This window comes from Rhizobium sp. BK289, from assembly GCF_014193575.1.
Lineage (GTDB): Bacteria > Pseudomonadota > Alphaproteobacteria > Rhizobiales > Rhizobiaceae > Rhizobium > Rhizobium tropici_C.
This window is the reverse complement of record NZ_JACHZO010000007.1, coordinates 190,327-213,039: the sequence shown is the minus strand read 5'-3', so window position 1 is coordinate 213,039 and position 22,713 is coordinate 190,327. Positions and strand designations below refer to the sequence as shown.

The 22,713-nt window shown below is 59.4% G+C and carries 32 protein-coding genes and 1 tRNA gene; 17 read left to right on the top strand and 16 right to left on the bottom strand.

Annotated elements, in window-relative coordinates:
• Window positions 1-48: 48 nt before the first annotated feature.
• The 14 genes from FHT84_RS15760 to FHT84_RS15695 all read right to left on the bottom strand — a co-directional run bounded on the left by FHT84_RS15760 (window position 49) and on the right by FHT84_RS15695 (window position 11,420).
• A complete protein-coding gene (locus FHT84_RS15760) occupies window positions 49-759 on the bottom strand; it encodes a head maturation protease, ClpP-related (RefSeq protein ID WP_183763071.1) in 711 nt (236 codons plus the stop codon).
• Window positions 756-2,069 carry a phage portal protein gene (locus tag FHT84_RS15755; RefSeq protein ID WP_183763074.1) on the bottom strand — a complete coding sequence of 438 codons (1,314 nt, stop codon included), beginning with the start codon at window positions 2,067-2,069 and terminating at the stop codon, window positions 756-758. The genes FHT84_RS15760 and FHT84_RS15755 overlap by 4 nt, the downstream gene beginning before the upstream one ends.
• Window positions 2,066-3,805, bottom strand: a complete 1,740-nt coding sequence (locus FHT84_RS15750) for a terminase TerL endonuclease subunit (RefSeq protein WP_183763076.1) — start codon at window positions 3,803-3,805, stop codon at window positions 2,066-2,068. The genes FHT84_RS15755 and FHT84_RS15750 overlap by 4 nt, the downstream gene beginning before the upstream one ends.
• A gap of 3 nt (window positions 3,806-3,808) precedes the next feature.
• Window positions 3,809-4,435 (bottom strand): phage terminase small subunit P27 family, encoded by a 627-nt coding sequence (locus tag FHT84_RS15745; RefSeq protein WP_183763078.1) that lies wholly within the window; start codon window positions 4,433-4,435, stop codon window positions 3,809-3,811.
• A gap of 120 nt (window positions 4,436-4,555) precedes the next feature.
• Window positions 4,556-4,945, bottom strand: a complete 390-nt coding sequence (locus FHT84_RS15740) for an HNH endonuclease (protein ID WP_183763080.1) — start codon at window positions 4,943-4,945, stop codon at window positions 4,556-4,558.
• Window positions 4,946-5,163: 218 nt separating this feature from the next.
• Window positions 5,164-5,790, bottom strand: coding sequence for a transcription termination/antitermination NusG family protein (locus FHT84_RS15735; protein WP_183763082.1), 627 nt, complete (start codon window positions 5,788-5,790; stop codon window positions 5,164-5,166).
• Window positions 5,791-5,818: 28 nt separating this feature from the next.
• A complete protein-coding gene (locus tag FHT84_RS15730; RefSeq protein WP_183763084.1) occupies window positions 5,819-7,039 on the bottom strand; it encodes a helix-turn-helix domain-containing protein in 1,221 nt (406 codons plus the stop codon).
• Complete coding sequence (locus FHT84_RS15725; RefSeq protein WP_210278864.1) at window positions 7,036-7,752, bottom strand: DNA methyltransferase; 717 nt, start codon at window positions 7,750-7,752, stop codon at window positions 7,036-7,038. The genes FHT84_RS15730 and FHT84_RS15725 overlap by 4 nt, the downstream gene beginning before the upstream one ends.
• A complete protein-coding gene (locus tag FHT84_RS15720) occupies window positions 7,749-8,033 on the bottom strand; it encodes a hypothetical protein (RefSeq protein WP_183763203.1) in 285 nt (94 codons plus the stop codon). The genes FHT84_RS15725 and FHT84_RS15720 overlap by 4 nt, the downstream gene beginning before the upstream one ends.
• Before the next feature lie 5 nt (window positions 8,034-8,038).
• The gene (locus FHT84_RS15715) at window positions 8,039-8,680 is read right to left on the bottom strand and encodes a hypothetical protein (protein WP_183763087.1); all 642 of its coding nucleotides are present in this window, start codon (window positions 8,678-8,680) and stop codon (window positions 8,039-8,041) included.
• Window positions 8,677-9,222, bottom strand: a complete 546-nt coding sequence (locus FHT84_RS15710; protein WP_183763091.1) for a hypothetical protein — start codon at window positions 9,220-9,222, stop codon at window positions 8,677-8,679. The genes FHT84_RS15715 and FHT84_RS15710 overlap by 4 nt, the downstream gene beginning before the upstream one ends.
• Window positions 9,219-10,589: a class I SAM-dependent methyltransferase gene (locus FHT84_RS15705; RefSeq protein WP_210278863.1), complete on the bottom strand. Its 1,371-nt coding sequence runs from the start codon at window positions 10,587-10,589 to the stop codon at window positions 9,219-9,221. Before FHT84_RS15705 ends, FHT84_RS15710 begins: the two co-directional genes overlap by 4 nt.
• On the bottom strand, window positions 10,586-11,083 hold the full coding sequence (locus tag FHT84_RS15700; RefSeq protein WP_183763094.1) for a hypothetical protein: 498 nt from the start codon (window positions 11,081-11,083) through the stop codon (window positions 10,586-10,588). Before FHT84_RS15700 ends, FHT84_RS15705 begins: the two co-directional genes overlap by 4 nt.
• Window positions 11,084-11,234: 151 nt before the next feature.
• Window positions 11,235-11,420, bottom strand: coding sequence for a helix-turn-helix domain-containing protein (locus tag FHT84_RS15695; protein ID WP_183763097.1), 186 nt, complete (start codon window positions 11,418-11,420; stop codon window positions 11,235-11,237).
• Between the two features lie 71 nt (window positions 11,421-11,491).
• Here FHT84_RS15695 and FHT84_RS31445 point away from each other — a divergent pair, with 71 nt between their 5' ends.
• Entirely contained in the window at window positions 11,492-12,118 is a 627-nt protein-coding gene (locus tag FHT84_RS31445; RefSeq protein ID WP_246698545.1) for a S24 family peptidase, read from the top strand.
• 29 nt (window positions 12,119-12,147) lie between these two features.
• Here FHT84_RS31445 and FHT84_RS15685 read toward each other — a convergent pair whose 3' ends face one another.
• The gene (locus FHT84_RS15685; RefSeq protein WP_183763100.1) at window positions 12,148-13,200 is read right to left on the bottom strand and encodes an exonuclease domain-containing protein; all 1,053 of its coding nucleotides are present in this window, start codon (window positions 13,198-13,200) and stop codon (window positions 12,148-12,150) included.
• Between the two features lie 337 nt (window positions 13,201-13,537).
• Here FHT84_RS15685 and FHT84_RS15680 point away from each other — a divergent pair, with 337 nt between their 5' ends.
• The 11 genes from FHT84_RS15680 to FHT84_RS15630 all read left to right on the top strand — a co-directional run bounded on the left by FHT84_RS15680 (window position 13,538) and on the right by FHT84_RS15630 (window position 18,459).
• Window positions 13,538-13,723 (top strand): hypothetical protein, encoded by a 186-nt coding sequence (locus FHT84_RS15680; RefSeq protein ID WP_183763104.1) that lies wholly within the window; start codon window positions 13,538-13,540, stop codon window positions 13,721-13,723.
• Between the two features lie 87 nt (window positions 13,724-13,810).
• A complete protein-coding gene (locus FHT84_RS15675) occupies window positions 13,811-14,293 on the top strand; it encodes a hypothetical protein (RefSeq protein WP_183763106.1) in 483 nt (160 codons plus the stop codon).
• Window positions 14,290-14,526, top strand: a complete 237-nt coding sequence (locus FHT84_RS15670) for a hypothetical protein (RefSeq protein ID WP_183763108.1) — start codon at window positions 14,290-14,292, stop codon at window positions 14,524-14,526. Before FHT84_RS15675 ends, FHT84_RS15670 begins: the two co-directional genes overlap by 4 nt.
• Window positions 14,523-15,029 (top strand): hypothetical protein, encoded by a 507-nt coding sequence (locus FHT84_RS15665; RefSeq protein ID WP_183763111.1) that lies wholly within the window; start codon window positions 14,523-14,525, stop codon window positions 15,027-15,029. The genes FHT84_RS15670 and FHT84_RS15665 overlap by 4 nt, the downstream gene beginning before the upstream one ends.
• Window positions 15,026-15,193, top strand: a complete 168-nt coding sequence (locus FHT84_RS15660) for a hypothetical protein (protein ID WP_183763114.1) — start codon at window positions 15,026-15,028, stop codon at window positions 15,191-15,193. Before FHT84_RS15665 ends, FHT84_RS15660 begins: the two co-directional genes overlap by 4 nt.
• Window positions 15,186-15,536 (top strand): hypothetical protein, encoded by a 351-nt coding sequence (locus tag FHT84_RS15655; RefSeq protein WP_183763116.1) that lies wholly within the window; start codon window positions 15,186-15,188, stop codon window positions 15,534-15,536. The genes FHT84_RS15660 and FHT84_RS15655 overlap by 8 nt, the downstream gene beginning before the upstream one ends.
• 45 nt (window positions 15,537-15,581) lie before the next feature.
• Window positions 15,582-15,926, top strand: a complete 345-nt coding sequence (locus FHT84_RS15650; protein WP_183763119.1) for a hypothetical protein — start codon at window positions 15,582-15,584, stop codon at window positions 15,924-15,926.
• A gap of 45 nt (window positions 15,927-15,971) precedes the next feature.
• A complete protein-coding gene (locus tag FHT84_RS15645) occupies window positions 15,972-16,967 on the top strand; it encodes a DUF2303 family protein (protein ID WP_183763122.1) in 996 nt (331 codons plus the stop codon).
• 60 nt (window positions 16,968-17,027) lie between these two features.
• The gene (locus tag FHT84_RS15640) at window positions 17,028-17,354 is read left to right on the top strand and encodes a hypothetical protein (RefSeq protein ID WP_183763125.1); all 327 of its coding nucleotides are present in this window, start codon (window positions 17,028-17,030) and stop codon (window positions 17,352-17,354) included.
• A gap of 3 nt (window positions 17,355-17,357) precedes the next feature.
• Window positions 17,358-18,182, top strand: a complete 825-nt coding sequence (locus FHT84_RS15635; protein ID WP_183763128.1) for a hypothetical protein — start codon at window positions 17,358-17,360, stop codon at window positions 18,180-18,182.
• Window positions 18,175-18,459 (top strand): hypothetical protein, encoded by a 285-nt coding sequence (locus FHT84_RS15630; RefSeq protein WP_183763131.1) that lies wholly within the window; start codon window positions 18,175-18,177, stop codon window positions 18,457-18,459. Before FHT84_RS15635 ends, FHT84_RS15630 begins: the two co-directional genes overlap by 8 nt.
• A 7-nt stretch (window positions 18,460-18,466) precedes the next feature.
• Here FHT84_RS15630 and FHT84_RS15625 read toward each other — a convergent pair whose 3' ends face one another.
• Complete coding sequence (locus FHT84_RS15625; protein ID WP_183763134.1) at window positions 18,467-18,715, bottom strand: DUF982 domain-containing protein; 249 nt, start codon at window positions 18,713-18,715, stop codon at window positions 18,467-18,469.
• A 112-nt stretch (window positions 18,716-18,827) separates the two neighbouring features.
• On the opposite strand from FHT84_RS15625, the gene FHT84_RS15620 reads away from it, so the two are divergent.
• The 5 genes from FHT84_RS15620 (at window position 18,828) to FHT84_RS15600 (ending at window position 22,661) form a co-directional block, all read left to right on the top strand.
• Complete coding sequence (locus FHT84_RS15620) at window positions 18,828-19,253, top strand: hypothetical protein (protein ID WP_183763137.1); 426 nt, start codon at window positions 18,828-18,830, stop codon at window positions 19,251-19,253.
• Entirely contained in the window at window positions 19,250-19,444 is a 195-nt protein-coding gene (locus tag FHT84_RS15615; protein WP_183763139.1) for a hypothetical protein, read from the top strand. Before FHT84_RS15620 ends, FHT84_RS15615 begins: the two co-directional genes overlap by 4 nt.
• 156 nt (window positions 19,445-19,600) lie before the next feature.
• A complete protein-coding gene (locus FHT84_RS15610) occupies window positions 19,601-20,710 on the top strand; it encodes a tyrosine-type recombinase/integrase (RefSeq protein ID WP_183763142.1) in 1,110 nt (369 codons plus the stop codon).
• 115 nt (window positions 20,711-20,825) lie between these two features.
• A tRNA-Ser gene (locus FHT84_RS15605) sits at window positions 20,826-20,915 on the top strand.
• A 684-nt stretch (window positions 20,916-21,599) separates the two neighbouring features.
• Window positions 21,600-22,661 carry a porin gene (locus FHT84_RS15600; protein WP_112342686.1) on the top strand — a complete coding sequence of 354 codons (1,062 nt, stop codon included), beginning with the start codon at window positions 21,600-21,602 and terminating at the stop codon, window positions 22,659-22,661.
• Window positions 22,662-22,713 lie beyond the last annotated feature (52 nt).

Here is a 22,713-nt window from a genome sequence, read left to right as displayed (position 1 = left end):
TGGTTGAAATGGCCGATCTGCCGGCCGTCTATCTGCAAGCGCGGCGCGCTAGGCAGCTCTGGTCAACATGCGGGCGGCGTGCTGCCTGATCCGCATGGAAATGGCATCATGGTCCTGCTCGGCAGGGGGCTCGGCAAGCTTGGGAGCGGCGGCGAATGCGCTCATATCCCATTGAGCCGCCGCCTTCGGCTTGTCTTCCGCGATTGTGTCGGCAATGCCCATGGCGACAGCTTCTGCAGCTGTGAACCACGTTTCCGCCGCCATCAGATCACGAAATTCAGCGGCATCCTTGCCGCTTTTGGCAGCGTAGGAATCGGCGATGCTGCCGTCGATCTTTTCGAGAACGCCAGCCATAGCCATTAAATCGTTGGCATTGCCGATGGCGAACGTCCAAGCATTGTGGATCATCATGAAAGAGCCGGGCGCCATGACCACTTTCGGAGCGGCGACGGCGATCACTGAAGCGGCGGATGCAGCATAGCCGTCGACGTGGACGGTAATGTTGCCATCATATTCGCGCATGGCCTGGCAAATCGCCACGGCGCCGAAGACGCTACCGCCCGGTGAGTTTACGCGGATCGCAACGTCGCCCTTCATAGCCTTCAGCTGCGAAATGAAGCCGGCTGGCGAGATCCCGCCGAACCATTCGGCTTCCATCTCGTCATCGACGATCATGTCATAGAGATAGATCGTGTTGCCTTCCGCGTGAAACGAGCCGCGCTTCTTATTGGCCGCGAAGAGGGCGAATAGCTTGTTCATGGCTGAGATCCGTTCTGGTTTGTTGGCTGGGTGGCGGGGATACCGTCGACATTGTCGCCGCCTTCGACGCGCTTCAGTCGGATGACGCGCCGGGCCTCGTTCTGGGACATAAGCGGCTTCTCGCCAGCGCGCCCCATCGCTGTGCGAAGCGATTCAAAGAGCGACTTCATGTCCGCCCGCTCAAGATCCGATGTGTCGAACTCGGCGGTACGCGATGCGGTTCGGAAGAGCTTGCGGTTCATTTCGGTCTGGAACTTCGTCAGGTGCTGACGAAGGGTGAAACGGACAAAGCCGACCGCCATTGCTTCGACACCGGAACCCCAACTTGTGGTCTTTTCGTTATGGCCGATCATGAAAGGCGGCACGCCATAGATGCGAGCGATTTCCTCGATCTGAAGCTGACGCGTCGCGACCATCTCCATGTCCTTCAGCGGCATGGTGATCGGCAGGATCTTTAGGCCACCATGCAGCAGCATCGGCCGATGGGAATTGCCGACGCCCTGGTGCTTCTCCTCGATCTCGGCACGAAGCTGCTTTATCTGCTTCTCGTCGAACTTCTGTTCCGTGCCGAGCGCATAATCCGGGCGCGCCGAGTTGGCGAAGAAGTTGGCGGCAAATTCCTGCATGGCGATGGCCGAGGCGCCCGTCATCCGAAGCGCATGGCGCAGGGGAGAGAGACCGCGCAGCCCGTCAAAGCCAAAGCCAGGGATATGCAGCATGTCGTCCTGGTCGACGATCTGGTACGCCTCTTTCGAGCTGCCGGGAAACTCCGGCGCGACCGCATAGACAAGGCGTGATCCGTCAGGCCAGACCCCGACCGTGACACGCAGGGGATGCGTCGGCGTCAGCCCATCGATAGCACCGCCGGGTTTCCGATTGATGATCGCGAAGGCGTCACCATGCAACAGAAGCGACTGAACGAGGAATTCCCAGCCGGTGGCGGCGGCCCAACGCGCTGTCATTTGCTCGTTCAGCACCCAAAGCAGATCGTCATCATAGATCTGGTCGCGCTCGCCATTCTTCAGGTTCATGCGATAGATGTTGACGGGAAGCGCCGATATCGCGCCCGCAATGATGTTGACGCAGGCATAAATTGCCGAGACCGTCAGGGCCGTGCGCTCGGTCGGCGCCGGCAGCTTACCGGCGACCTCGGAGAAGACGCTCCACATTTCTGTGCCAGGCGTGATCATCGGCGCCGGAATAAACGGCTCGCCTGCAGCCGAGATTTGCGGCTCCACGCTTTTGTCCAGCGGCGGCAACGAAACGTCCCGCCCGGCGACCAGGCCGGCTATACGATCTCGCAGGTTCATAGCAACTCCAGGGAGGGCATTTCTTCTTCCGTCTCGGCCATCGACAGGCCGACAGCCATCACGCTCGCAACGATGCCGTCGATCTTTTCGGCCGACTTCTTTTTCGTCGGCGCATAGTTCAGATTGTCATCGAACTTGACTGCGGCGTTGCCAGCCATCCATCGCAGGACAGGATGGCCGCCGTGATCGAGCTTTCCGGACATGATAAGGCGCTCGAAAAACTTCGTCGGTTCGCCCAGCGTCGGGATGCCCTGGCGCATCTTCAGGAAGCGCTCTTCGTCAACGCCGCCCTTCACCATGTCCGTGTAGAGCTTGACGGCGTTCCAAGGGTCGTAGCCCATCAACTCGACATCATACCGCTCAAGATCATCCTCCAGCTGATGCTGGACAAAGCTCTGATCGACATAATCGCCTGGCGTCGGCTCGATCGCGCCTATCTTCACCCACTGATCGTAGGAGATGCGGTCGCGTTTGGTCCGAAGTGGCGCGATTGCCTCCGGCACCCAGAATTTCGCCGAGAGAATCCACCGATCTGTCGTCTCATCAGGCGGGAATGCCAGAACGCGCGCGGTGATGTCCTGATTTGCAGACACGTCGAAGGCGCTGAAGCACTTTCTGCCCTCAAGCCCTTCACCGTCGCGCCATTTCTTCCACATCGTGGCGTCAGCTGTGCAGGCATCCCACTTTTTCAGGTTCAGCCAGCGAACAACCGCATCAATCCACTGGTTGGCGTGGTAACAGCGGAAATGCGCCTCGGCGCGGGGGTTATCCTTGGCGATGGCCGCTTCGCGCCGCAGGAATTGTACGGTCGGCGATATCCCAAGCGAGGGGTTTGCTTTTGACCAGTTCGCCTCATCTTCCCAATCGTCGTCTTCAGCAAGAGCGAAAATGACGACCAGTGTCGTCGGATCGTCAATACGACCCTCAAGGATCGACTGACTTTCCTCCCACAGCGCATAGCCGGTCTTGTTCGATTTGACGCCCGCCGTGGACGCGTACAGCTCAATCGGCTCAAGACGGGCACCGGTGCCCTGGCGCAGGAAGTTCGCCAGATCCGGCGTTTCCCACTCGTGCATTTCGTCGCCGGTTATGACGGTCGGCGATTTGCCGTGTTTACCTTCAGGTTTGCCCGATAGCAGCTCAAACAGCGCTCGAATCTTCGGCAAATAGATCGACTTCTTGAACATGCGCGCATCGCCGAGAGAGGGCGACATGCTGATCATGGCCTTCATCTTGTCGAAGATGATCCGCGCCTGCTTTTCGTCGCGGGCAAACACAAACCCCTGACCGCCGACAACGCCGTCAAGGATGAAGAACAGCAGCGATAGCGCTGCCAAAAACTCCGATTTGCCATTCTTACGCGGCACCCAAAGCATGAGGCGCCGGAAGATCCGGACATGAACAACGGTCGGCTCGCCGGTCTGTTCGTCGATGATCTCGTTTGGCGCTTTCCAGCCTACGAGCAGACGGACGATAATTTCCTGCCACAGGCCGAGGCGGAAGGGCTTGCCGGCGAATCGGTCTTCCGTCAGGCGAAAGATCTCCGGGAAGAGCTTTACCGCCGCGTCAGCCTTGGCATAGTCGAACCAGGCGCCGGCAACCGTGCAGCATCGCCGCCAGGCGGTGCGCGCCCACTCCCAGCCGCGATTATCGGCGGCCTCCTTGATCCATTCCGGCTCCGGCCACAGCTGCGCACCGGCAGAAGCCTGAATAGCCGCCGTCGATACGCCGTCCATCGGTCAATTCGGGCGGCTCGGCGGCGCGGAATCGAAGGATTTCAGCAGGCCCATTGCTTCTTGCTGGCCCGCTTCCGGCTTCGGATCTTCGGGCGCCGGCTGTGTTTTCTCGCCAGCAGCCGCCGGCTGACCGCCCCAGAGAGGCAGGTTGCCAAGGCCGAAGGCAGCCGCCTGGTCACGCATAATCTTGTAGTGGGCATCCGGGCGCAGGCCGAAGGACGGCTCGATATCGTTGAAGAACTTCTGGTAGCTCTCCATGGCCTTGAATGCCGGATGCATCTTTTTCAGCGGTTCGCCGTTGGTACCGACCGCGTCGTACCAGGCGCCTTCTTTGCGCACCGTCTCGCAGGCAGCAATCCAACCGACGACATAGGTGCAATACCGCGCAAACGGGCCACTGCTGAGTTCGTTGATGAGATTCAGCTTTTGCAGGTTCGGAACGATTTCGTTCCAGACCTCGACGGCCTTCCTGTTCTTCGTCAGCCACTTCGGAGGCATGACGCGACCAACAGAGATCGCGATGGGCTTGGTATCGCGAACCTTCTGCGCCTGCTGCGCGGTCATGCGCTTTCCCGGTGCACCCTTTGCTGCCTGCTGCTCCGCCGTGTCGGGCTTACGACCACGCGTCATCGTTCGCCCTCCTATCTTGGCGAGAGAGAAAAAAAATAATTCGGCTAATTTCGCGGCGATGCGCGCGGGCACACCCACCGGTCTAGGCCCTCAGGCCTCCAGACTTTTGACCCGCCCCCCCTAGGAGGGCCTGACCGCCTTCTCTTCCGCCTGCTTCACGATGTCATGGTGATCGGGGCAGAGAGGCTGCCAGTTCGACCAATCCCAGAAGAGGCGCTCGTCGCCATGGTGGCGCTTGATATGGTCGACGACCAGATGCATGCGCCGTGGGTTGCTCTGCAGCTCGCCGTGCATCGTCAGGTGACCGGCATTGAGCAGGCCAGCTTGCTCGCATCGTCTGCAGAACTGGTTTTCAGGAAGAGCAAGGAACTGCCGTCGCTCGCTCTGCCAACGCCCGGTCTTATACCATTGGCGACCAGGGCGCTGATCACGCTCGCGGTCATACTCGCGTTCGCGCTGCCGACTGGTCGGCGTGCCACGAAGGCGGAAGGACTTCGGCTTGCTTGCCATACCCTATGTACGACAAAGGCGGCCCTAAGGCCGCCTATCGTTCAAGTCGGGAGACATAGCTTGCGCACTGGCCTTGAATCGATGTCTCCGTTTGAGACCGTCAAGGCAGGGTCTGACCGGCATACCCACGTGGAGGTTTCCCTCACTTCCGGCCCGTTCTTGTCGGGCGGGTCAAACGCTTGCTCAGGATCATCAGATCATCCGCAGGGCAAATAAGCTCACAGTTTTTCGAGCAGTGCAAGAGGGGTATCGATCGGCTTTACCTGATCGCCGAAGCGTATCTCAACGATCGCCTCTACCCCGATCGGCTTCATGCCGCGCATCACAGACATCTTGCGGATCTTCACGATGCGGCCGGAATAGCCGATGAAAGGCCCTTCCTCAAAGCGCACCCAATCACCCTTGGCGAACTTCTCGGAGTGGACGCTGTTCGCATCATACTCGCCGAGCTTGATCTTGAATCTGTTCACATCTTCATCGGATACACGATGCGGTTTCTCGGCGACGCCAACGAAGCCAACCACCTGCTTCAAATTGCTCAAAGCGGCGAAGGCTGCAGGTGACGGCACGAGAGAAACCAGCAAATAACCGGGCAGGGCAGGGCGCGGTAAACGCTGTACAACGCGATGACGTATGACCGCTTTGCCGCCGTCGATCATCGGCAGATAGGCACGAACATTTTCATCGGCGAGGCGCTTTTCCACAGCCCTTTCGCAGCTGGCGAAGGTCTCCAGCACATACCAATGACGTTCGCCGTCCTGATTCGCGCTCGCCAGATCGAGCATGCGGGCACGAATCGAACGCAGATGCGCCTGCTTTTCGAGTATCGGCATCAGCCGTGCCATGTCGAATTTGTCGCCCATGGTGATTGTCCTATGCATGGTCATTGTCACGTCCCTCGCTGATTGCCCGTTCGAATTCCGCCATTGCTTCCGCCGGCTCGCCTGCCGGGAAGAACAGCCAGTTCACGCCTTGCGGAAGAGGAAGCCACGGCCAGCCCTTCCGTGCATGCAATTCCTGCCACGCGGCAGCCTGTTCGCTGTCGCGGTGCAATCTCTCAAAGCCTTCCGAGATCACGACGAGCTGCGCCGGCACGGTCACGCCCTGCGCACGTTCGGCGAACTGATGCATGGTGTTTACCTTCGGCCAGCCGTATTTTTCGCGGCGCTCGCGCTCCACCTGGCGGGCAGCATCACCACCCGCCGCCACCTGCGCACGCTGGAATGCGGTCAGGACAGGCATGGCGGTTGCCATCGGCTTAAGCAGCTCGGCGAGACGCAAAGCCATCCATGCGCGGCTGTAAGGATTGTGAACAACAGGCGTCGCCAGTTCTGATCTGGGATCGCCAAGCTTCTCCCAAGCCTTGCCCTTCAGATAGACGCTGGCATAGGTGAACTTGCCTTTGATGGCCTTCACGGCGCTGATGAACTCGGGCGTTCGGTCGAGGCAAGCCGCGCGCTCATCCGCCGTCAGGGCTTGGAAGGCGCGCCAGGCAGCATCTTCGCTGTCGCCGATGTAAGTCGGCCAGGTCGGATACCAGCGCTTGAAATCACGCTGGATCTTTTTCAGATCCTCTTCGCCCGCATCCCGCGCTCTCTCTCGATCGTTAGAAGGATCGTTAAGAGTATCGTTAATAGGTGCCGGCCCAGAGCCGGCAGGGGGTGCCGGTCTAGGGGCGGCAGGGGGTGCCGGTATACCGGCAGGGGGTGCCGGTGTGCCGGCAGGGGTGCAGCCGGCCTGAGAGCCGGATCTAGGACCGAATTCCTCTTCGTCTTCCTCGTCGAAGGCGGTGAAGACATCGGCTCCCAAGACGCGATCGAGGATGACACGGTACCAATGGGCGCTGTCGCGACCATCGGCGCTATCAACCTTGCGCTTTTCGACGGCCCCGATATTAGCCAGGCGATTGAGCGAATCTTGTACCGTCGAGCGTCCGCAACCCAATTGCTCGGCCATCTTGACCTGACTGCGGCGGCACCAACCCTCTTTGTTCGTATATGTGCCGAGCAGGCAAAGCACCTTGAGATCGCTGCCTTTCAGGCGCATATCTGTGACAATCCATGCTGGGATGATGGAGAAACGGGCGTTGCTCATTCGTCAGATCCTCCCAACGCAAGGCCGAATTGCTTCGGAGCCGGCGCCGTCGACCGGGAATGAGTGAGCATGTCTCCCTGGCGATACGTGTCTCGAATGCGCTGGCAGGCGATTTCGAAATAGCTTTCTTCGATTTCTATTCCAATGAAGGGACGCCCCCCCCTGGCGCACGCGACGCCCGTCGTGCCACTGCCCATGTAAGGATCGAGCACAACGCCGCGCGTCCATTCAACGACAGCCATCATCAGCTGAACTGGCTTTTCGGTCGGATGAAAGGCATTTCCCGTTCTCGGAGCGCTGATGACGTCGGTTGGCCTGCCACGCGGAAAATCATGTGCTGGACCAGGGTAGAACAGGGCGACTTCCGTCTGGCGACCGTGCTCATGCTCAAGATCACCCATCGACCAGTTGTTTTTTACCCAGGTGACGAGTGATTTCGGCTTGGGAACGTCGAATAGGTTATCCCAACGGCAGAAGATATATTTTGAGTGCTCTGCATCTATCGCACAGGTCGAAACCAGATGACTGACGTTGCCATCATTGGCGATGGACGAATGCTTAATGGTGCGGAAGTTGCTTCGAAACGCCATCCCATAAGGCGGATCACTGACCACAGCACCGACTTTTTCGAGCGTCGGCAGGATATCGAGGCAGTCGCCGAGATAGAGCGTGCAATCGCCGATGACTTCTTTGCGCTTCCAGGGATACATCATGCCGCACCTCCCTTCCGCGCCGCTATCTTCAGATCGATTTCGGCGGCGTAGACGTTGGCGCGGATCGTCAAAGGCAACGAACCGTCCGCGAGGCGGGTGGCGGTTTGCTCGGCCAATTTGGCATCGACATAGGCGGCGCCAGCGATCAGGCCGGCGGCATTCAGGATGCGGCGCAACACCAGGGGATCACGGTGAAAGATGAAGTTCGGGCAGCGCATCAGCCAGTCCGCACGCTCGGCATGCGTCTGGCAATCCGCCAACTGCTCGACGATCGGCAGCATGTTGTTCACTTGCCGATCTCCTTTTCGATGCGGCGACCGAGCAGGCGCAGGTCGTCGAGCTTCTTACGGAGTTCGGCGAGTTCCTTCGTGCAGGCCTCGAATTGCTTGATTGCGAGATCCTGCGAAGCCAGGACCGCCGCCATGACCTGCTCAATGCCTGCCTTGGCGGCCAGATACTCGTCGAAGAGCGGATTTGTGCCGGCATCGCCGAAAAACTGGTCACGAACCTGCGCCACCCAATCACGCGGCACGCCGAGATCGCGGGCAACCGCGGAATCAGTCCAAGGCGTCTTGTAAGCGCCGTTGCCATAGACCTCGTCGAGCTTGTCGTTGATGATACGGCGATCTTCGCGTGTCATCTCGCGCGGCTTTTCCGCCGCAGGCGCGGTTGCGTCCGGCATGACCTTCGTCCCTTTCCGTCTGGAGAGCTTGGCGTGGACAGGACACAAGTCCTTTCGCGGCGAGCTGCCGACCACCCAATCCTTGTTTTGAAAATACTGAACCGCCGCGATTGGCGGCCGGCGCTTGTGCCCGGTCTGAAAGGCGTAATAGCCAACGGCGTCGCATTCCGAGCAGACGATCCGCATCGCCTTGACTTGCTGGTCGCCGACCTTAATCGGGACTTCGGGAAAGGTGCGGTTGCTCATGAGCCACCCCGTTTCCAGAGGTCGAAATCGCCGCGAAGCTGCAGGTAGGCCTGACGGGCGCGATCATCCGTGTTGATCTCGCGCTTGCTGCGGATGGCGAGCAGGCTTTTCAGGCGGGTATCCGCCGCCGTCTTGTCGCGAACCTGGCCGCCAGCCCCACGCGATTCAAGGAAACGTTGAAAGCCGCGATCGGAAAGGAGCATGGAGGCCTGCGCGGCATAGTCCTTTTCCGCCGTCTTGCGCCGCATCCGCTCAATCTCGGCGCGCAGCGACTGCACCGTCTCGACGGCGCGGCTGCGCAGACCGAGAAAGAGAAACAGGTGATCGAGCGCCCCGGCAATGATCTCGACTTCATCGTGGAGCGCATCGCTGTGCAGAGTCAGCAGTAGCGCTTCCTCCCCGGTCGAGCGGCGCGAGACGAGCCGAATGCGGTCGCCATCGGCATCCACATGCCAGACATCGCCGGCCAGACGGTCGGCGATGTCGCGCAGGCGTTCCACCTTGGCTTTCTCGGCATCGCGATTCGGTTGAGGCGCGTTCATGCCGCCTCGCTTTCGGCGTCCGCTATGGCGGCGCCCTCAGGCAGGAAATCGCGCCAGTCGACACGCTTCGTGATTGTCTGCGTGCCGTAGCTGCCGTCCGGCTGCAGCTCCCAAACGAACCAGGCCGTGTTCATGCGGCTGCTAGCCTTGTTCCCATCCCAGCCGTCGCGGTGCATCATCGGCAGGCGCCGCTTGAAGATCCACACGCGGGCCGGTGGGCAATCGTCCATCACGAAATTGCGGTCATCGTCCGCGAAGCCGCAAAGGAAATTCAGGTTCAGCAGCAGTGCCATCTTGCCCGGCCGGAAGACGCGCAGGGCATGGGCGACGAAGGCGTTGAGCACATCGCCGTAGGGCGGATTGGTGACGATGTCGTATGACCCGCTTTCCGGTGGTTCCGATGCCAGGAAATCCTGCACATCCTGCAATTCGCCGTGCTGGTCGGCCGTCTCGTAATCGACGAGGTCGGCGAGCACGACGCCGTAACCAGCCTGTTCCAGCATGCGGGCAATTGCGCCGCGTCCGCAGGCCGGCTCAAGCACGGTCGGGGTGAAGTCTTCCAGCGCCAGCAGCGTGAACATGGCTTCAGGGGGCGTCTCGTAAAGGTTCTGGCCGCGCTCTTCCTTCGTGGCGCTGGCCGTCCCGACCGCCGCGCGAAGATTGGCGCGGGTCGCGGAAAGACCGGCGGCGAGGCGCGCATTGATCGCCTTTTCGACGAGCCCCGGCGAACGCCCTTCGGCTGCCGCAAGCTTGCGCGCCTCATGAAGTTCCTTGCGGGAAAGGCCGGTATTCTCGGCAGTTAACTCGTTTCCGTCGGAAACGCCTTTCGGCCTGCCGCCCTTGGAAACCAGCCCAGCCGCGTGCGCCGCATCCCATTCGTTCGAGATCAGGATTTTCGCCCGCGTCTCGATCAGCAGCGCATCGCCCTGCAAGCGGCGCGCCTTGGCTACCAGCGCCTCAGTCGCGCCGAATTTCTCGGCAAAGGCCGCCTCGGTTTTGGCTTGGTCATAGGCGGCAGCTGCCACAATCCGCGCGCGCATCACGTCGCCATCGTCAAGCAAAGCGCGAGCGCGCTGCACCGTGGCGACTAGGCCGGATGCGTCAGCCTGCGCCGCCGCCGCAAGTTCCCTGTCATGATCCGCCCCGATCGCATCGGCAAGCGCCGCGACCGCCGTGCGCTGATCGACCAGCCGCTTTGTCGGAAACCAGAGATCCGCGTCTTTCTTGTCGCGGGTGAGCAGCCCCTTGCCATTCAGGCGCTGGCAGGCGCGACGATCTTGGAGATCGCTGCTCTGATATTGCCCGTGCTCGACCGCATCGCGCATGATCTGCGAGGCGCGATCACCCGTTTTCGCCGCGACGCTCATGTGTCGCTCCCGACGATATGGAGGCCTGCCTTGGCGCCGCCGGTCGCCTTGACGACAGCGAGCGCCTGGCGGAACTGCGATAGGTCGCGCTCGATATCAGAGGCGTGGCGATCCATCGAATGCGCTTCGGCCGGCGTCACGAAGGCATCCGCCATCGCCGCCGCGCCGCTCGCCATCAGTGCCGCCGCCTTCTGCAGCACGTTGGAATAGGAGGTGAGAACGTTGATATTCGCCTGCTGCTCGATCTCCGGATCGGTCAGGCGGCGCCCGCAAAGTTCCGCCATGGCCTGCGTGACGACGGGAACGCCGCAATCATTTTCGAGGGCATAGACGACGGAAAGCGGCATCAGATCCGTGTCGCGCGCATTGTTCATGCGGCCGATATGGCTTGGCGAGACCGAGGAGATTTCAGCGGCGCGGTCGATGCCGCCAACCAGCTTGATAAGATCACGTTGGGCCGCTTTGACGCGGTGAAACCAGGCATCCGAAGACATGGAAAATCCTTTCCCGCAACGGGAAATCCGAGCGGTTTTTCCCGTGGCGGGAACGAGTTTGAAATGTGAAAACTCAGGGCATCACGACATCACGGAGGCCCGCATGCGCATGGCAGACAAAAACGCAGAGCATTGCGCAGGAGAGGGGGCATCATTCGGCCGCCTCTTCGACGATCGCTAGACGCTCAAGAAGCTTTTGGGCAGGGCGGCTCGGCTTGACCTTGCCGCTCTCCCATTTTGAGACCGTACCCTGGTCGACACCCACAAAATCACCCAGCGCTTGCTGACTCCAGCCGCGCTTTTCACGAAGTCGAACAATGTCATCAGGTGTTGTCATGGCGCGAATATGCGTTACGCATAATTCGCTGTCAATGCCTAACGCATATTGTTCTATGCGAAACGTAGAGCATGAGTGACACGAAAGAAATTGGAAAGCGCCTCAAGGAAGCGCGGCTTCACGCTGGATTTACCACAGCCACGGATGCCGCAACCTCTTTGGGAATTCGATATCCCACCTACGCCGCCCATGAAAATGGAAGCAGGGGCGTCGTTCGCGCTGCCGCGCAATATGCGCGGCGATATCGCGTATCACTTGACTGGCTGCTCCGAGGAACGGGGGCGGGGCCAGGCGAGGAGACGGAGGTTATTTCGGATCGGGCGATTGACGTCCCGCTGCTCACGACTGTTAGCGCAGGTGATTTGCAGCGCGACGACATCATCGACGAGGCCAAAGGTCTTATCACGGTCGGTCAATTGCCTGAGGGTGATTGGATTGCACTGGAAGTGATCGGCGATTCGATGGACCGCATATCGCCGCCAAATTCCATCATCATCGTCAACCGCCACGACAAGCGCCTGGTACCAAACGCCTGCTATGTGATTGCCGACGAGAACGGCGAGGCCACATATAAACGCTACAGACCTAACCCTGATCGTTTCGAACCTGTCTCAACCAACAGCGCGCACGAGCCGATTTTCCCCGATAATATGCCGCCCGTCGTTGGACGCGTGAAAATGTCTATCCTCAAAATGTAGGCACCTTAGGGCCAACTACCTGCGCGTGATCAAGATCCTCTGATCATGCTAACGATCGTGCGCAGAGCAGCCTTTTCAGTCTCCGGAAAGGCACCATCAGCCGCGATAACACGCTTGACCCATTCGCCCATTCGGGCCTTGAGGGTTTCATCCTCGCGAATAGCTGGGGCTACGGCGGCAATATCTTTGAGGGATGGCGTCATCTCGAATATCGCTGCCGCCATGTCCTGCTCTGCCAAATCGTCGTCAGGTAGCGTAAGTCGTTGCCGCTCCTCAGAAACAAGGTCTCTAATGACCGCGATTTCCGTCTGATCAAGATGACCGTCAGCTAACACCAATCTCATCATCACCGTGCTGAAGGGCAGAAGCGCGGAGCGCAGGCTATCGCGCTCACGATCCGACCAAAGTGGCTTCTGCGGCTTTGTAACTACTATCTCCGGTTTTGCCACTTTCGTCTTTTTCGATCGGCGCGGAAGAGGCAGACCAGGGTGAGGGGGCGGATCGCGCAGATTGATCGGCTTCGTCAATGCCTCTTCCCGCAAGCCGGGGTGGTCGACCCCGGCGAGCCATAGGTAGACACACATTGCAAGCCACGCATCTTCCAACGCACCGTGTCGAGATCCTTGCCGCGAAAGCCCCATTTGCCCCAAAACTGCATCGAGACCAGACCGCCCCTGATGTGCTCGCCGATACTGCTGCATCGTGCAGTGAAAAGCCGGAGCTTTCAGGACGATGCCAGCGCCATCGAACTCTTGCCTGATAAAGCGCTCATCGAAAGATGCATTATGCGCCACGATGATATCCGCACCCTCGAATCGCGATCGGAGCGGCTCGGCATAATCCTGAAAACTCTCCTGATGACGCAACAGCCAATCGTCATATCCGTGAACCGCCTCTGCTTGTGGGTGGCTCTTCTTGCCGGGATCGAAAATAAGGTGTGTCAACTCGGCATCCAGCCGTCCATGTCGAAGCGCGGCGCCATTCAATTCAACGACGCCAAGACTCACCACGCGATCGGATGAATACAACCCTGTCGTCTCGACATCGACAAATACCATTCTATCTGCAAGTTGCGCCGCCATTCTATCCTCTCCAACCCAACGCTGTAGCCAGAACAACATTGTTTTCGGCGGAATCGCAAGCGCCAGCCGGGCATGTAATCGGTCGTGCGCCGATCATGACGGCGAATCACCCCCCGATACTTCACGCATAAAGTCCGGAACTTTTGGCGAACAGAAATATGCGCTACGCAGATTATGCATTACGCATATTTTTGGATTGACAGCCGATTATGCGTAATGCATATTTTGGCTCGTCCGGTCATCTCCTCCTCCCGTGCCGGATACCGAAGTCCGCCGTCGCTCATCTCCTCCTGAGCGACGGCGGCGCGGTCCCGGAGGTCAGCAACAGGAGAAGATCATGCAGACAGTCAATTACAATCCCGTCCGCGTCCGCAACATCGCGCAGTTCATGGCCGATACCCAGCGCGAACGCGGCAATGCCCTCACGTTGGAAGACTGGAAAGCCCTTGGCCTGACCGAAGAGCAGGCGAAGCGCAATGCCGACGCCGCAGCCCGCATTTTTGCCGAAGGCGCGGCAGCCTGATCCGATCCGATTGGGCGACCGCCACGTCTCACCCCTGGCGTCGGCGGTTTCCCAATCGGAAGTAGGTCAACGGAGGCACTGCATTTCATGGCACGCATCTATCTCGCATCGTCTTGGCGCAATAAGTATCAGCCCTCTCTGCTCAATATTCTGCGGTCTCAAGGTCATCAGGTCTATGACTTCCGCAATCCGCCTTACTCGACGGGCTTTAAGTGGTCTGACATTGGCCTCGAACTGCCTTGCTCCGCTCAGGACTATCGCCAAGCGCTTCTCTCACACCCGCGAGCCGCGCAGGGTTTCATGGCTGATTTTGCAGCAATGCGCTGGGCGGATACATGCGTATTGCTCCTCCCATGTGGCCGCAGCGCACACCTTGAGCTTGGCTGGATGGCCGGCGCTGGTAAGCGGACCCTCATCCTGACGCAGGATGGTGAAGAACCTGAGCTGATGGCGCTCCTTGCCGACAAGATATGCATCAATGTCACGGAGTTGGTTGCCGAGCTGAGCGACCCCGTTACGCGATCGGATCTGGATGCTTTGGCATTCGCCACGGGGGCGATCGGCAAATGAATCATTTCACTCCGGCAATAGGTCGTGACGAGATCATTGACCGCGATCGCAAACTCCAGCGCGAACTGGCAACGATGCCGCCGGCCGCGTATCAGGCGCGGCGTTCCAACGTCGAAGAGCTGATTGACCTTCTGCGCGAGGCGCAGATCTGGCGCATGCGCCTGATCGAACTGACCTTCGCCAGCGTCATCTTCTTCTGGCTCGGCTTCTTCGTCGCGGCGAGGTGCCTGTGAGCACCATCGAGCAAATCACCTCCAATCTCATCAACAGGCGCGCGGCGTTGGCCGCAGCAGCAAAGGGGCAGGTCAATATGATCAAGGCAATTGGCGACGTCATGGATGAACGCCATCGGCAGATTTCAGCCGAAGGCTTCACGATCGAGCATGACGACAAGAATGGTGGCCATGCCCTGACGCGCGCCGCCGCTGCCTATGCGCTGAATGGCGCCTACCCGAGCGACGACCCGCCGTGGTTCTGGCCCTGGGATCGCAAATGGTGGAAGCCGAAAGATGAGCGCCGCGATCTCGTGCGCGCCGCCGCGCTTCTCATTGCCCGCATCGAACAGATCGACCGCAAAGCCGTGCAAACTCCCTACGGGATGATCGTCTATCCCGGGCGCCTTTACCAGGCGAAGCGCCACGGCTTTACGAGCCTCCTCGCCATCATCCTCGTGAACGATCTGCTGACCGCAGCCGCGCTCGCCTTCGCATTCTGCAAGGGATGGATCGGCTCATGAGCAAGCGCAACGACATCACCACGTTCCGCGTGCATTTCGACGACGGCACCAAGCTCGATATTCGCGCCGCCGACAGCCGCGACGTGCCCAAACTCGCCAAAGCCCAGCACGACGGCTTCATCCGCAAAATCAAGGTTGTCAAGGAGAAACAGGCCAATGGCTAACACTAAGAGGACTGCACTCGGTCCGGCCCTCCTAAGCAAGCAATCCGCCATGGATATTGCGCTTGCTTGGCGCGAGATCGAAGTCGCCGAAGATCTGCTGGCAAAGATAACCAATGAAATCGAGCGGGGCCGCACGCCGGAGATACGTGACGCTTTTGGGCGTCTTGCCGGTGGCTTGCAGCTTGGCGTTCCCACTAGCGAGACGAGCCGTACGCTTTTCAACGTCCCATGGTCTCTCGCTCGCCCGATTATCGAAGCTCACATCGCGGCGCAACGCGCGAAGATCGCCGCCTTGTCGGAAAAGGCCAAGATCGAGTTGGCCGATATCCCGCCCGAGAGCTGATGACGCAGCGGGCATCTATCCCTCTTTCTAACCGGAGAAACGACCATGAAAATTCGTGATGCCAAGACCCTGTTGACCATGCTCGAATCCGGCAAGGTCAACGAAGATCTTTCGAACACGCTGACCACGACGATCAAGGCCCTGATCGACATGGCGGCCGACAATCCGCGCGGCACCTTCAAGTCGCGCGTGTCGCTGCATCTCGACCTCGTCGTCGAGGACGGCGGCGAGATGATCGAGATCAACCCGAAAATCCCGGTTCCGAAGCTGCCCGAGCTGAAACGCCGCACCACGGTCTATTTCACGACCGACGACGGCGGCCTTTCCACTGAGCACCCCCAGCAAATGGACATGATCGGCGGCCCTCGCGAGATCATCCACAACCGCTAATCCCGCAACCCGCCAAAACCTGCAACCCGTCAGAAAGGAAAACCCATGACGAGCAAGACCAATGACACCGCCGCCACGCTTGAAGCTGCGGCCTCTCCGCTGCTCAACATCGGAACACCGGTCGATCTTGAAGCGCTGAAGAAGTTCTGTGACCAGGCCGGTTCCGGCTTCACGGTCATCACCAACGATGCAAAGGCCATTGGCATTCCGGACGCCATTCCGGTTTTCATCGACCGCGCCACGGGCAAGGCCATCAGCGTCAAGGCGCTGTTCGACGAGTGGCGCACAGTGCCGCTACGCAAGAGGGGAACCGCTATCGTCAACACGCTGGAAAGCTTCGTCGCGCTGACCACGCGCCACGCCACCCCGAATAGCGTCATCTTCGCCGATACCAATTGGCGCGAGCCCTCACTGAGCGCGATCATCGACTATCACAGCAGCGAGGCCGGCGGCGCGGCGGACAATTGCGGCCACCGCATTCACTATCCTTTCCCGCTGACGGAAGAGTGGAAGGCTTGGATCTCTATCGACGGCAAGGGCCTTAACCAGGCGCAGTTCGCCGAATTCATCGAAGATCACCGCGCCGACCTGACATCGCCGCATGAAGACGAGATTTCCTACTGGCAGGAAATGCTCGGCGGCAAGGTCGCCTATCCCAACGAGCTGCAGATGCTTTCGCGCGGCCTGAAGATCAACGCGGAAACGAAGGCGAGCAGCGCCGTGACGCTGGCGACGGGCGAGGGCGAGCTGACATGGGAGGAAACCCACACGGCCCGCGACGCCAATGGCGGCAAGATGATCGTGCCGAGCCTCTTCATGATCGCGGTCGCGCCCTTCTACCAGGGCGAAAAGGCACGCCTGCCGGCCCGCCTGCGCTACCGCATGCCGCAGGGCGGCGGTTCCGTCACCTGGTCTGTTCATCTCTATCGCCCGGATATCTGGGTGACCGAGCATGTCACGCGCGATCTGGAGCGCACCGCCTCCGATACCGGCCTTCCGGCGTTCCAGGGCAAGCCCGAGATCGGCAGCCGCCTCGACTAAGCAAGACGAGGGCGGCGCCGTCGCCGCCCTCTCCAATCGTACCCAGCACAGGAGGCAGACATGAACAGGATAGAAAACCGCGCCAGCCGCACGGAATTCGATGAAGAGGCAATCCGTATCGCCTATCTGGATGGCGAGACGCCTAGCTCGATTGCCGCGCGCCTTGGCGGCTATAATTGGCGCACCGTCACCAACTTCATTTCCGACAATAAGCAGGCATGGCTGGACGAGGCCCGCTTCAGCCGCATCGTGTCCGACGATCGTCGCACGGTCATTCCCTATCTGGCGACCGAGAAGAGCGGCGGCGCCTACATCATGCCCATCTCGCTCCCGCGCAATAGCCTTCACCTTCTGGCGCTTGCGGACAAGGCCAATGGTCACGCCTGACGAATGGCGCATGGCGATCCACGGCGCATTCATTTGGGCCGCCTTCATGATCCTCGTCGCCGCGCCAGTCGTCTTTCGCAAATGGAGAAAACGAAAATGAATGCTCCAACTCTCACGCGCCGCTCCCTTCTCGACCAGCTGGAAACGATGGCCGCAGCGCAAAGGGCATATTTTGATCGAAAGCAGCAAGAATACCCCAGCCTAGATGATTTCCTCGACGAGGAGGGCGAATGTAAGCTTCCTGCTGATATCGGCCCGCTTCTGCAGCAAGCATCGGCAAATGGGCGCTTCAGCGAGGCGGACTGGTGGCTCTCGTCTATCCGTGCGCTCAAAGAAAAGGAAGCTGCAGGCGAGGAAGTAAAGCCGCAGGCCGCATGGTATGAAGACAGCACCGGCTGCTTCCACATGAGCCTCGACGTGCCGCTGATCGAAGCCAACGCCCGCGATAACGGGCACGAGATCCACTACCTTTATGGCAAGCCGAATGCCTGGTTAACCGATGCTGCCGATCAGGATACCCGGCCGCGCTACAGCATGAAGCGCATGCGCGACGAAACCTCGAAAGCCGCCGAGCGCGAACGCCTGCGCTTTGAAGGGGATCTGGACAGATGGATGAAGGCCATTGGTGCGGGCATCACCGGCTATCAGCCGGAGGCTTACGCCGTCATGGATGCCGCGTGCGCCGAACTGGTGACCCTGCGTGGCAAGGTCAACCAGCTGCTGATCGATGTCTTTGTCAAAGAGACCGAGGCAAACGGGTATCTGAAATCCGTCGAGCAGCTGCAGATCAAATTGGCGGAACTCTCGGAGGGCAACGCCAATGGCTGAGAACTCCGCACCGATGTTCCCGATCCTCAATGACCAGGTAATCAAGGCGATCCCTTGGGCTGCCATCGCACCGCACGAGGCGCAGGCACAGCGAAATCACAGCCAGAGCCTAAACCGGCTTGCCAGTCGTGGCGGCCTATCGGTTTGCGAAGCTCTCGCCGTCATGCAGGGCGAACCGTGGCGAAAACACCATATGGCATGGGCGCGCGCTAAGCTGCTGTGCCTCGTCTTAGATTTTGAACGTGTCGTTCCTTCCTCCGGAACGCCGGAGAACTGACATGGCGTCATTCGGGAAAAACATAGATATCGCTCTCGCTCAGCGCGTCCAGAAAGGCCTTTCTAGCCTTGTCAGGCCTGGCCGTTCCTTCGAGCACGTCGAGCAGCGCGCCCTGCGCTCGGGCGAAGGCTTTGCCTCGGATGCTGGATGGCCATTCCTGCAGCATGAATTCAGCCGCGCGCTCGGCATTCATGATCACGAGCCGCTGGCCGATCTTGCGCGTTTCCACGATCACCGGCTTTCCCCAACCAGACATGTTGAAATCCTCCCACAGGAGAACGTTGCGGATCTGCGGATGTTCCTAGCAATGGCCCAAACCGAGAGCGACCACACTGCACACTCCGCTGGAATCGAGGAGGCGTAGGACCATGATCGACTACATTACCTTAGCGTCCCGCGTCGACGCTGGCGATATCAAGGCGCTCAGCATCAAGCAGCCATACCCGCATCACATCTTCCACGATGGCAAGGATGTCGAAAACAGGGACTGGCCGACGAATGCGCGCGGCTGGTTTATCGTTCATGCTGGCATCTCCAAGTCCGAGCTGATTGAGGGCGACGATTACCATTTGGCGCTGCCGCGCGGCGGCGTTGTCGGCATGGCCCGCATCGTCGATTGCGTCACAGAAATGGAAAGCCGCTGGTTTTATGGCCGATACGGCTTTGTCCTGCGCGACGCATTCCCGCTTCCGCTCATTCCCTGCCGTGGGCAGCTCAGTTTCTTTAGCCTAGATCGCGAGACACGGTGGGCTGTCGCCGACGCGATCACGGCCTACGGAAGGTCAAGGCTATGACAGCGTTACCCTACGTCTATCGCTGGAATCGCCAGGGCCGCAAAGGCCAACATTGCGATGTCATCGCGCGCGGTACGATGAACAGCTGCTGCGTCCGCTTTGCGGACGGCTACACGATGGTCACCAGCCGCAACGCGCTTGCCAAGGTGAAGGAGGGGATCAATGTTTCTCCCGCAACCCATTCCGCTTGAGGAGGCAGCTGGCCTGCTCGGCATTACCGAAGTCGGAAACCCCGCCCGCGTGGTGCGCGAATTGATTCGCCGCCACGAAATTCCCTTTGTCCGCTGCGGTCGAACGGTTAAGTTGCGTCCTGATCAGTTGCGCCTGCTGTCCGAGAAGATGGTCGAATGCCACTCAAGCTCAAACGAGATGAAACGTCCGGAATATATTATGTCACCGGTACCGTCACAATCTGGCGAGATGGGGAACCTCATTCAACTGAGGTCAGACGATCGACCAAGGTCCGCGACGAAGCACAAGCAGACGCCATCCGCCGGCAAATCGAAAACGAGGTCGCCGAGCGCAATATCACCGGTCGCGAACCCATTATCACGTTCCGCGCAGCGGCGGAAAACTACGTAAAGAACGGCGGCGAGGCCCGCTTTCTGCGGGCCAGCCACAAGGAAGGCGAACGCTTCCGCCTTCATTCACGCTTCGATCCCATAGCTTCGAAGCCTCTTGATCAGATCAAGGAAGAGCTGATCAACGCGGAAGGGAAGAAGCTTTACCCCAATGATTCGACGCGACGGCGGCAATGGCACGGCCCAATCATCGCCGTGATGCGCGCCAATAAGTACCGCCCCGATATCACCCGGCCCGACGATGGTGAGAAGCGAACCCATTTCCTGCGGCCGGACCAGGCGCTGACGTTCCTGACGCGCGTCTCTGCCTCTCGTTTTCCCAATCCATGGTCGCCAGCGCTCGCCACCTTCCTTTTCGGCCAGGGATCGCGCGTCAGCGAAACGCTGGCCGTGGACGGCCGCGATGACATTTCGCTTGAGCATCGCTATGCGATTCTCCGCGACACGAAGAATGGCAAGGAGCGCATGGTCAATCTCTGCCCGCGCGTCGTGGCGGCGCTCTCCACCTTGCCGAACCTCGGCAGCAAAGGCCCGCTTTTCCTGCGCTACGATGGCCGCCCTTACGAGAAGAAAGAGGACAGGGGCTATAAGTTCACCTTCTGGACGCGCGCAATCAGCGAAATGGATTTCGACACTTCTATATATACGCCGCACGTCGCGCGGCATTCGTGGGCCACATGGTTCTACAGCCAGACGAAGGACGTCGTTCGCCTCAAGGCTGAAGGCGGCTGGGAATCAGATGAGTGGGAGCGCTACGTGAAACTGGCAAATCCCTCCATCGGCCGGCTGGCCCTGAAGCTCGGCTTCATCGCCGACCCTGAGAACGAAGAGAGATCAGACTTTGCGGAAAGTTTGCGGTTTCAAGCCGAAAACTAAGGAAAGTTCACGTCTGTTCCGGTTTTTGCCCGTCAGAAGTTTTCAGCCGAAAAATCAGCGGAGACAACAAAAAAGCCTTGCAATCCTAAGCGCCTCACCATAGTTAGGCCGCACCGGAGAGGTGGCCGAGTGGTCGAAGGCGCTCCCCTGCTAAGGGAGTATACCAGAAATGGTATCGTGGGTTCGAATCCCATCTTCTCCGCCATTTTCCCAAAATATCGTGCATTTGATCGTCGTCAGTCCCGCAAGCGATATAATCGATTTGCCGGATTGGAGTGCGATGTCTGCCATTCCCGTTTATGCGGAGCAGCTTCGCCCGTCGGGTACGGAGCTTTCCTCGATTCGACAGCCGATATGTAGCCGAACCCCTGGAGCATCTTCGGAATATCGCCGATGCCGTGTCACCCTGTTGCGAATCGCGCGGCGAGAATCGTTCGGGCACCTGCCTCGATTTGGGACGGCTGCAAGCAAGACTTGTCCGTTCACACTACCGAAAGTCGTCGCCTGAAATGATGCAGATCGCGTCTTTGCTGTCATGGAGATCCCGAAATCGCCGCGGATTGGCCATTTTCCCACCCGTTTGCACATGCCGGGCCTATTGAATTATGTGCCGCCTAAGTACCGGTAGATTAAAGGATTTCTTAACGAAGTCTAAATCTATGTGGCGGTGGTGTTGCTAACTTGTGTCCTTTCGGCAACAGGACTTGCGGAAGGTTCACGCAAATCCCCCTTTCGGAGAAGATGTCGATTGCGTGACAGAGCACGTCTTGTATTTTCACTCTCGGAAGCGAGGGCGATTGATCGTCCACTTCTTGAAACGCGAGAATGAGACAGGGAATACCTTCGGGTAGTTCTCATTTTCGAGATAAAACTTTGACTGGAGGTCAATATGAACATCAAGAGCCTTCTTCTCGGCTCCGCTGCTGCACTCGTAGCAGTTTCCGGTGCTCATGCGGCTGACGCTATCGTCGCCGCTGAGCCCGAGCCGCTTGAATACGTCCGCATCTGCGACGCCTATGGTGCTGGCTACTTCTTCATTCCGGGCACTGAAACCTGCCTCAAGATCGGCGGTAAGGTTCGTACCGAAGGCAAGTGGTACGATGCCTACAACCCGGATGCACGCGACGGTACGATCTGGCACACCCGCGCTGAGTTGAACGTCAACACCGCGACCGACACCGAATACGGTCCGCTGAAGACCGAAACCATCATCCGTTGGGACTGGAATGACGGCAACGCCACCTCCACCAACCTGCTCTGGGCTTACATCAGCCTCGGCGGCTTCACCGTTGGTAAGACGGACTCGCAGTTCAACCAGTTCACCGGTTATGCCGGCGACGTCATCAACGACGACGTGGTCTATGACGGCCCGTACGAACTGAACCAGATCACCTACAACTACGACGCCGGCAACGGTTTCACGGCTGTGATCTCGCTGGAAGATTCCAATTCGGGCCCGGGTGCTACCGGCGCCAATGGCGAAGACAGCTCCGACCACTACGCTCCTGACGTTGTCGCAGGTGTTGGTTACAAGGCCGGCGCGTGGGGCTTCAAGGTCGTCGGCGGTTATGACTCGATCGTCGAAGAAGGCGCTGTCAAGGCTCGTGTTGACGCCGACTTCGGCGCGTTCTCGGCCTTCTTGATGGGCGGCTGGAACACAGATGGCGACAAGCTGAACAAGTATGCCGGCGCTAACGGCGCTGGCTCTGCTTCCGGCATCGGCTGGGGCGACTGGGCAGTTTGGGGCGGCGTTGGCGTTCCGATCAACGAAAAGCTGAAGTGGAACCTGCAGCTCGCCTACACCGACTCGAAAATCTTTGCCGCTACCACGAACGTCAAGTGGAACCCGGTCAAGAACCTGCTCATCGAGCCGGAAGTCTCCTACACCAACTGGGATTCGATCAACGAAGACCAGTGGGCTGGTATCCTCCGCTTCGAGCGTACCTTCTAATCTGATCTGACCTCGGTCATAAGATTTTCACTACGGTGAAGGAAAAGCCCGG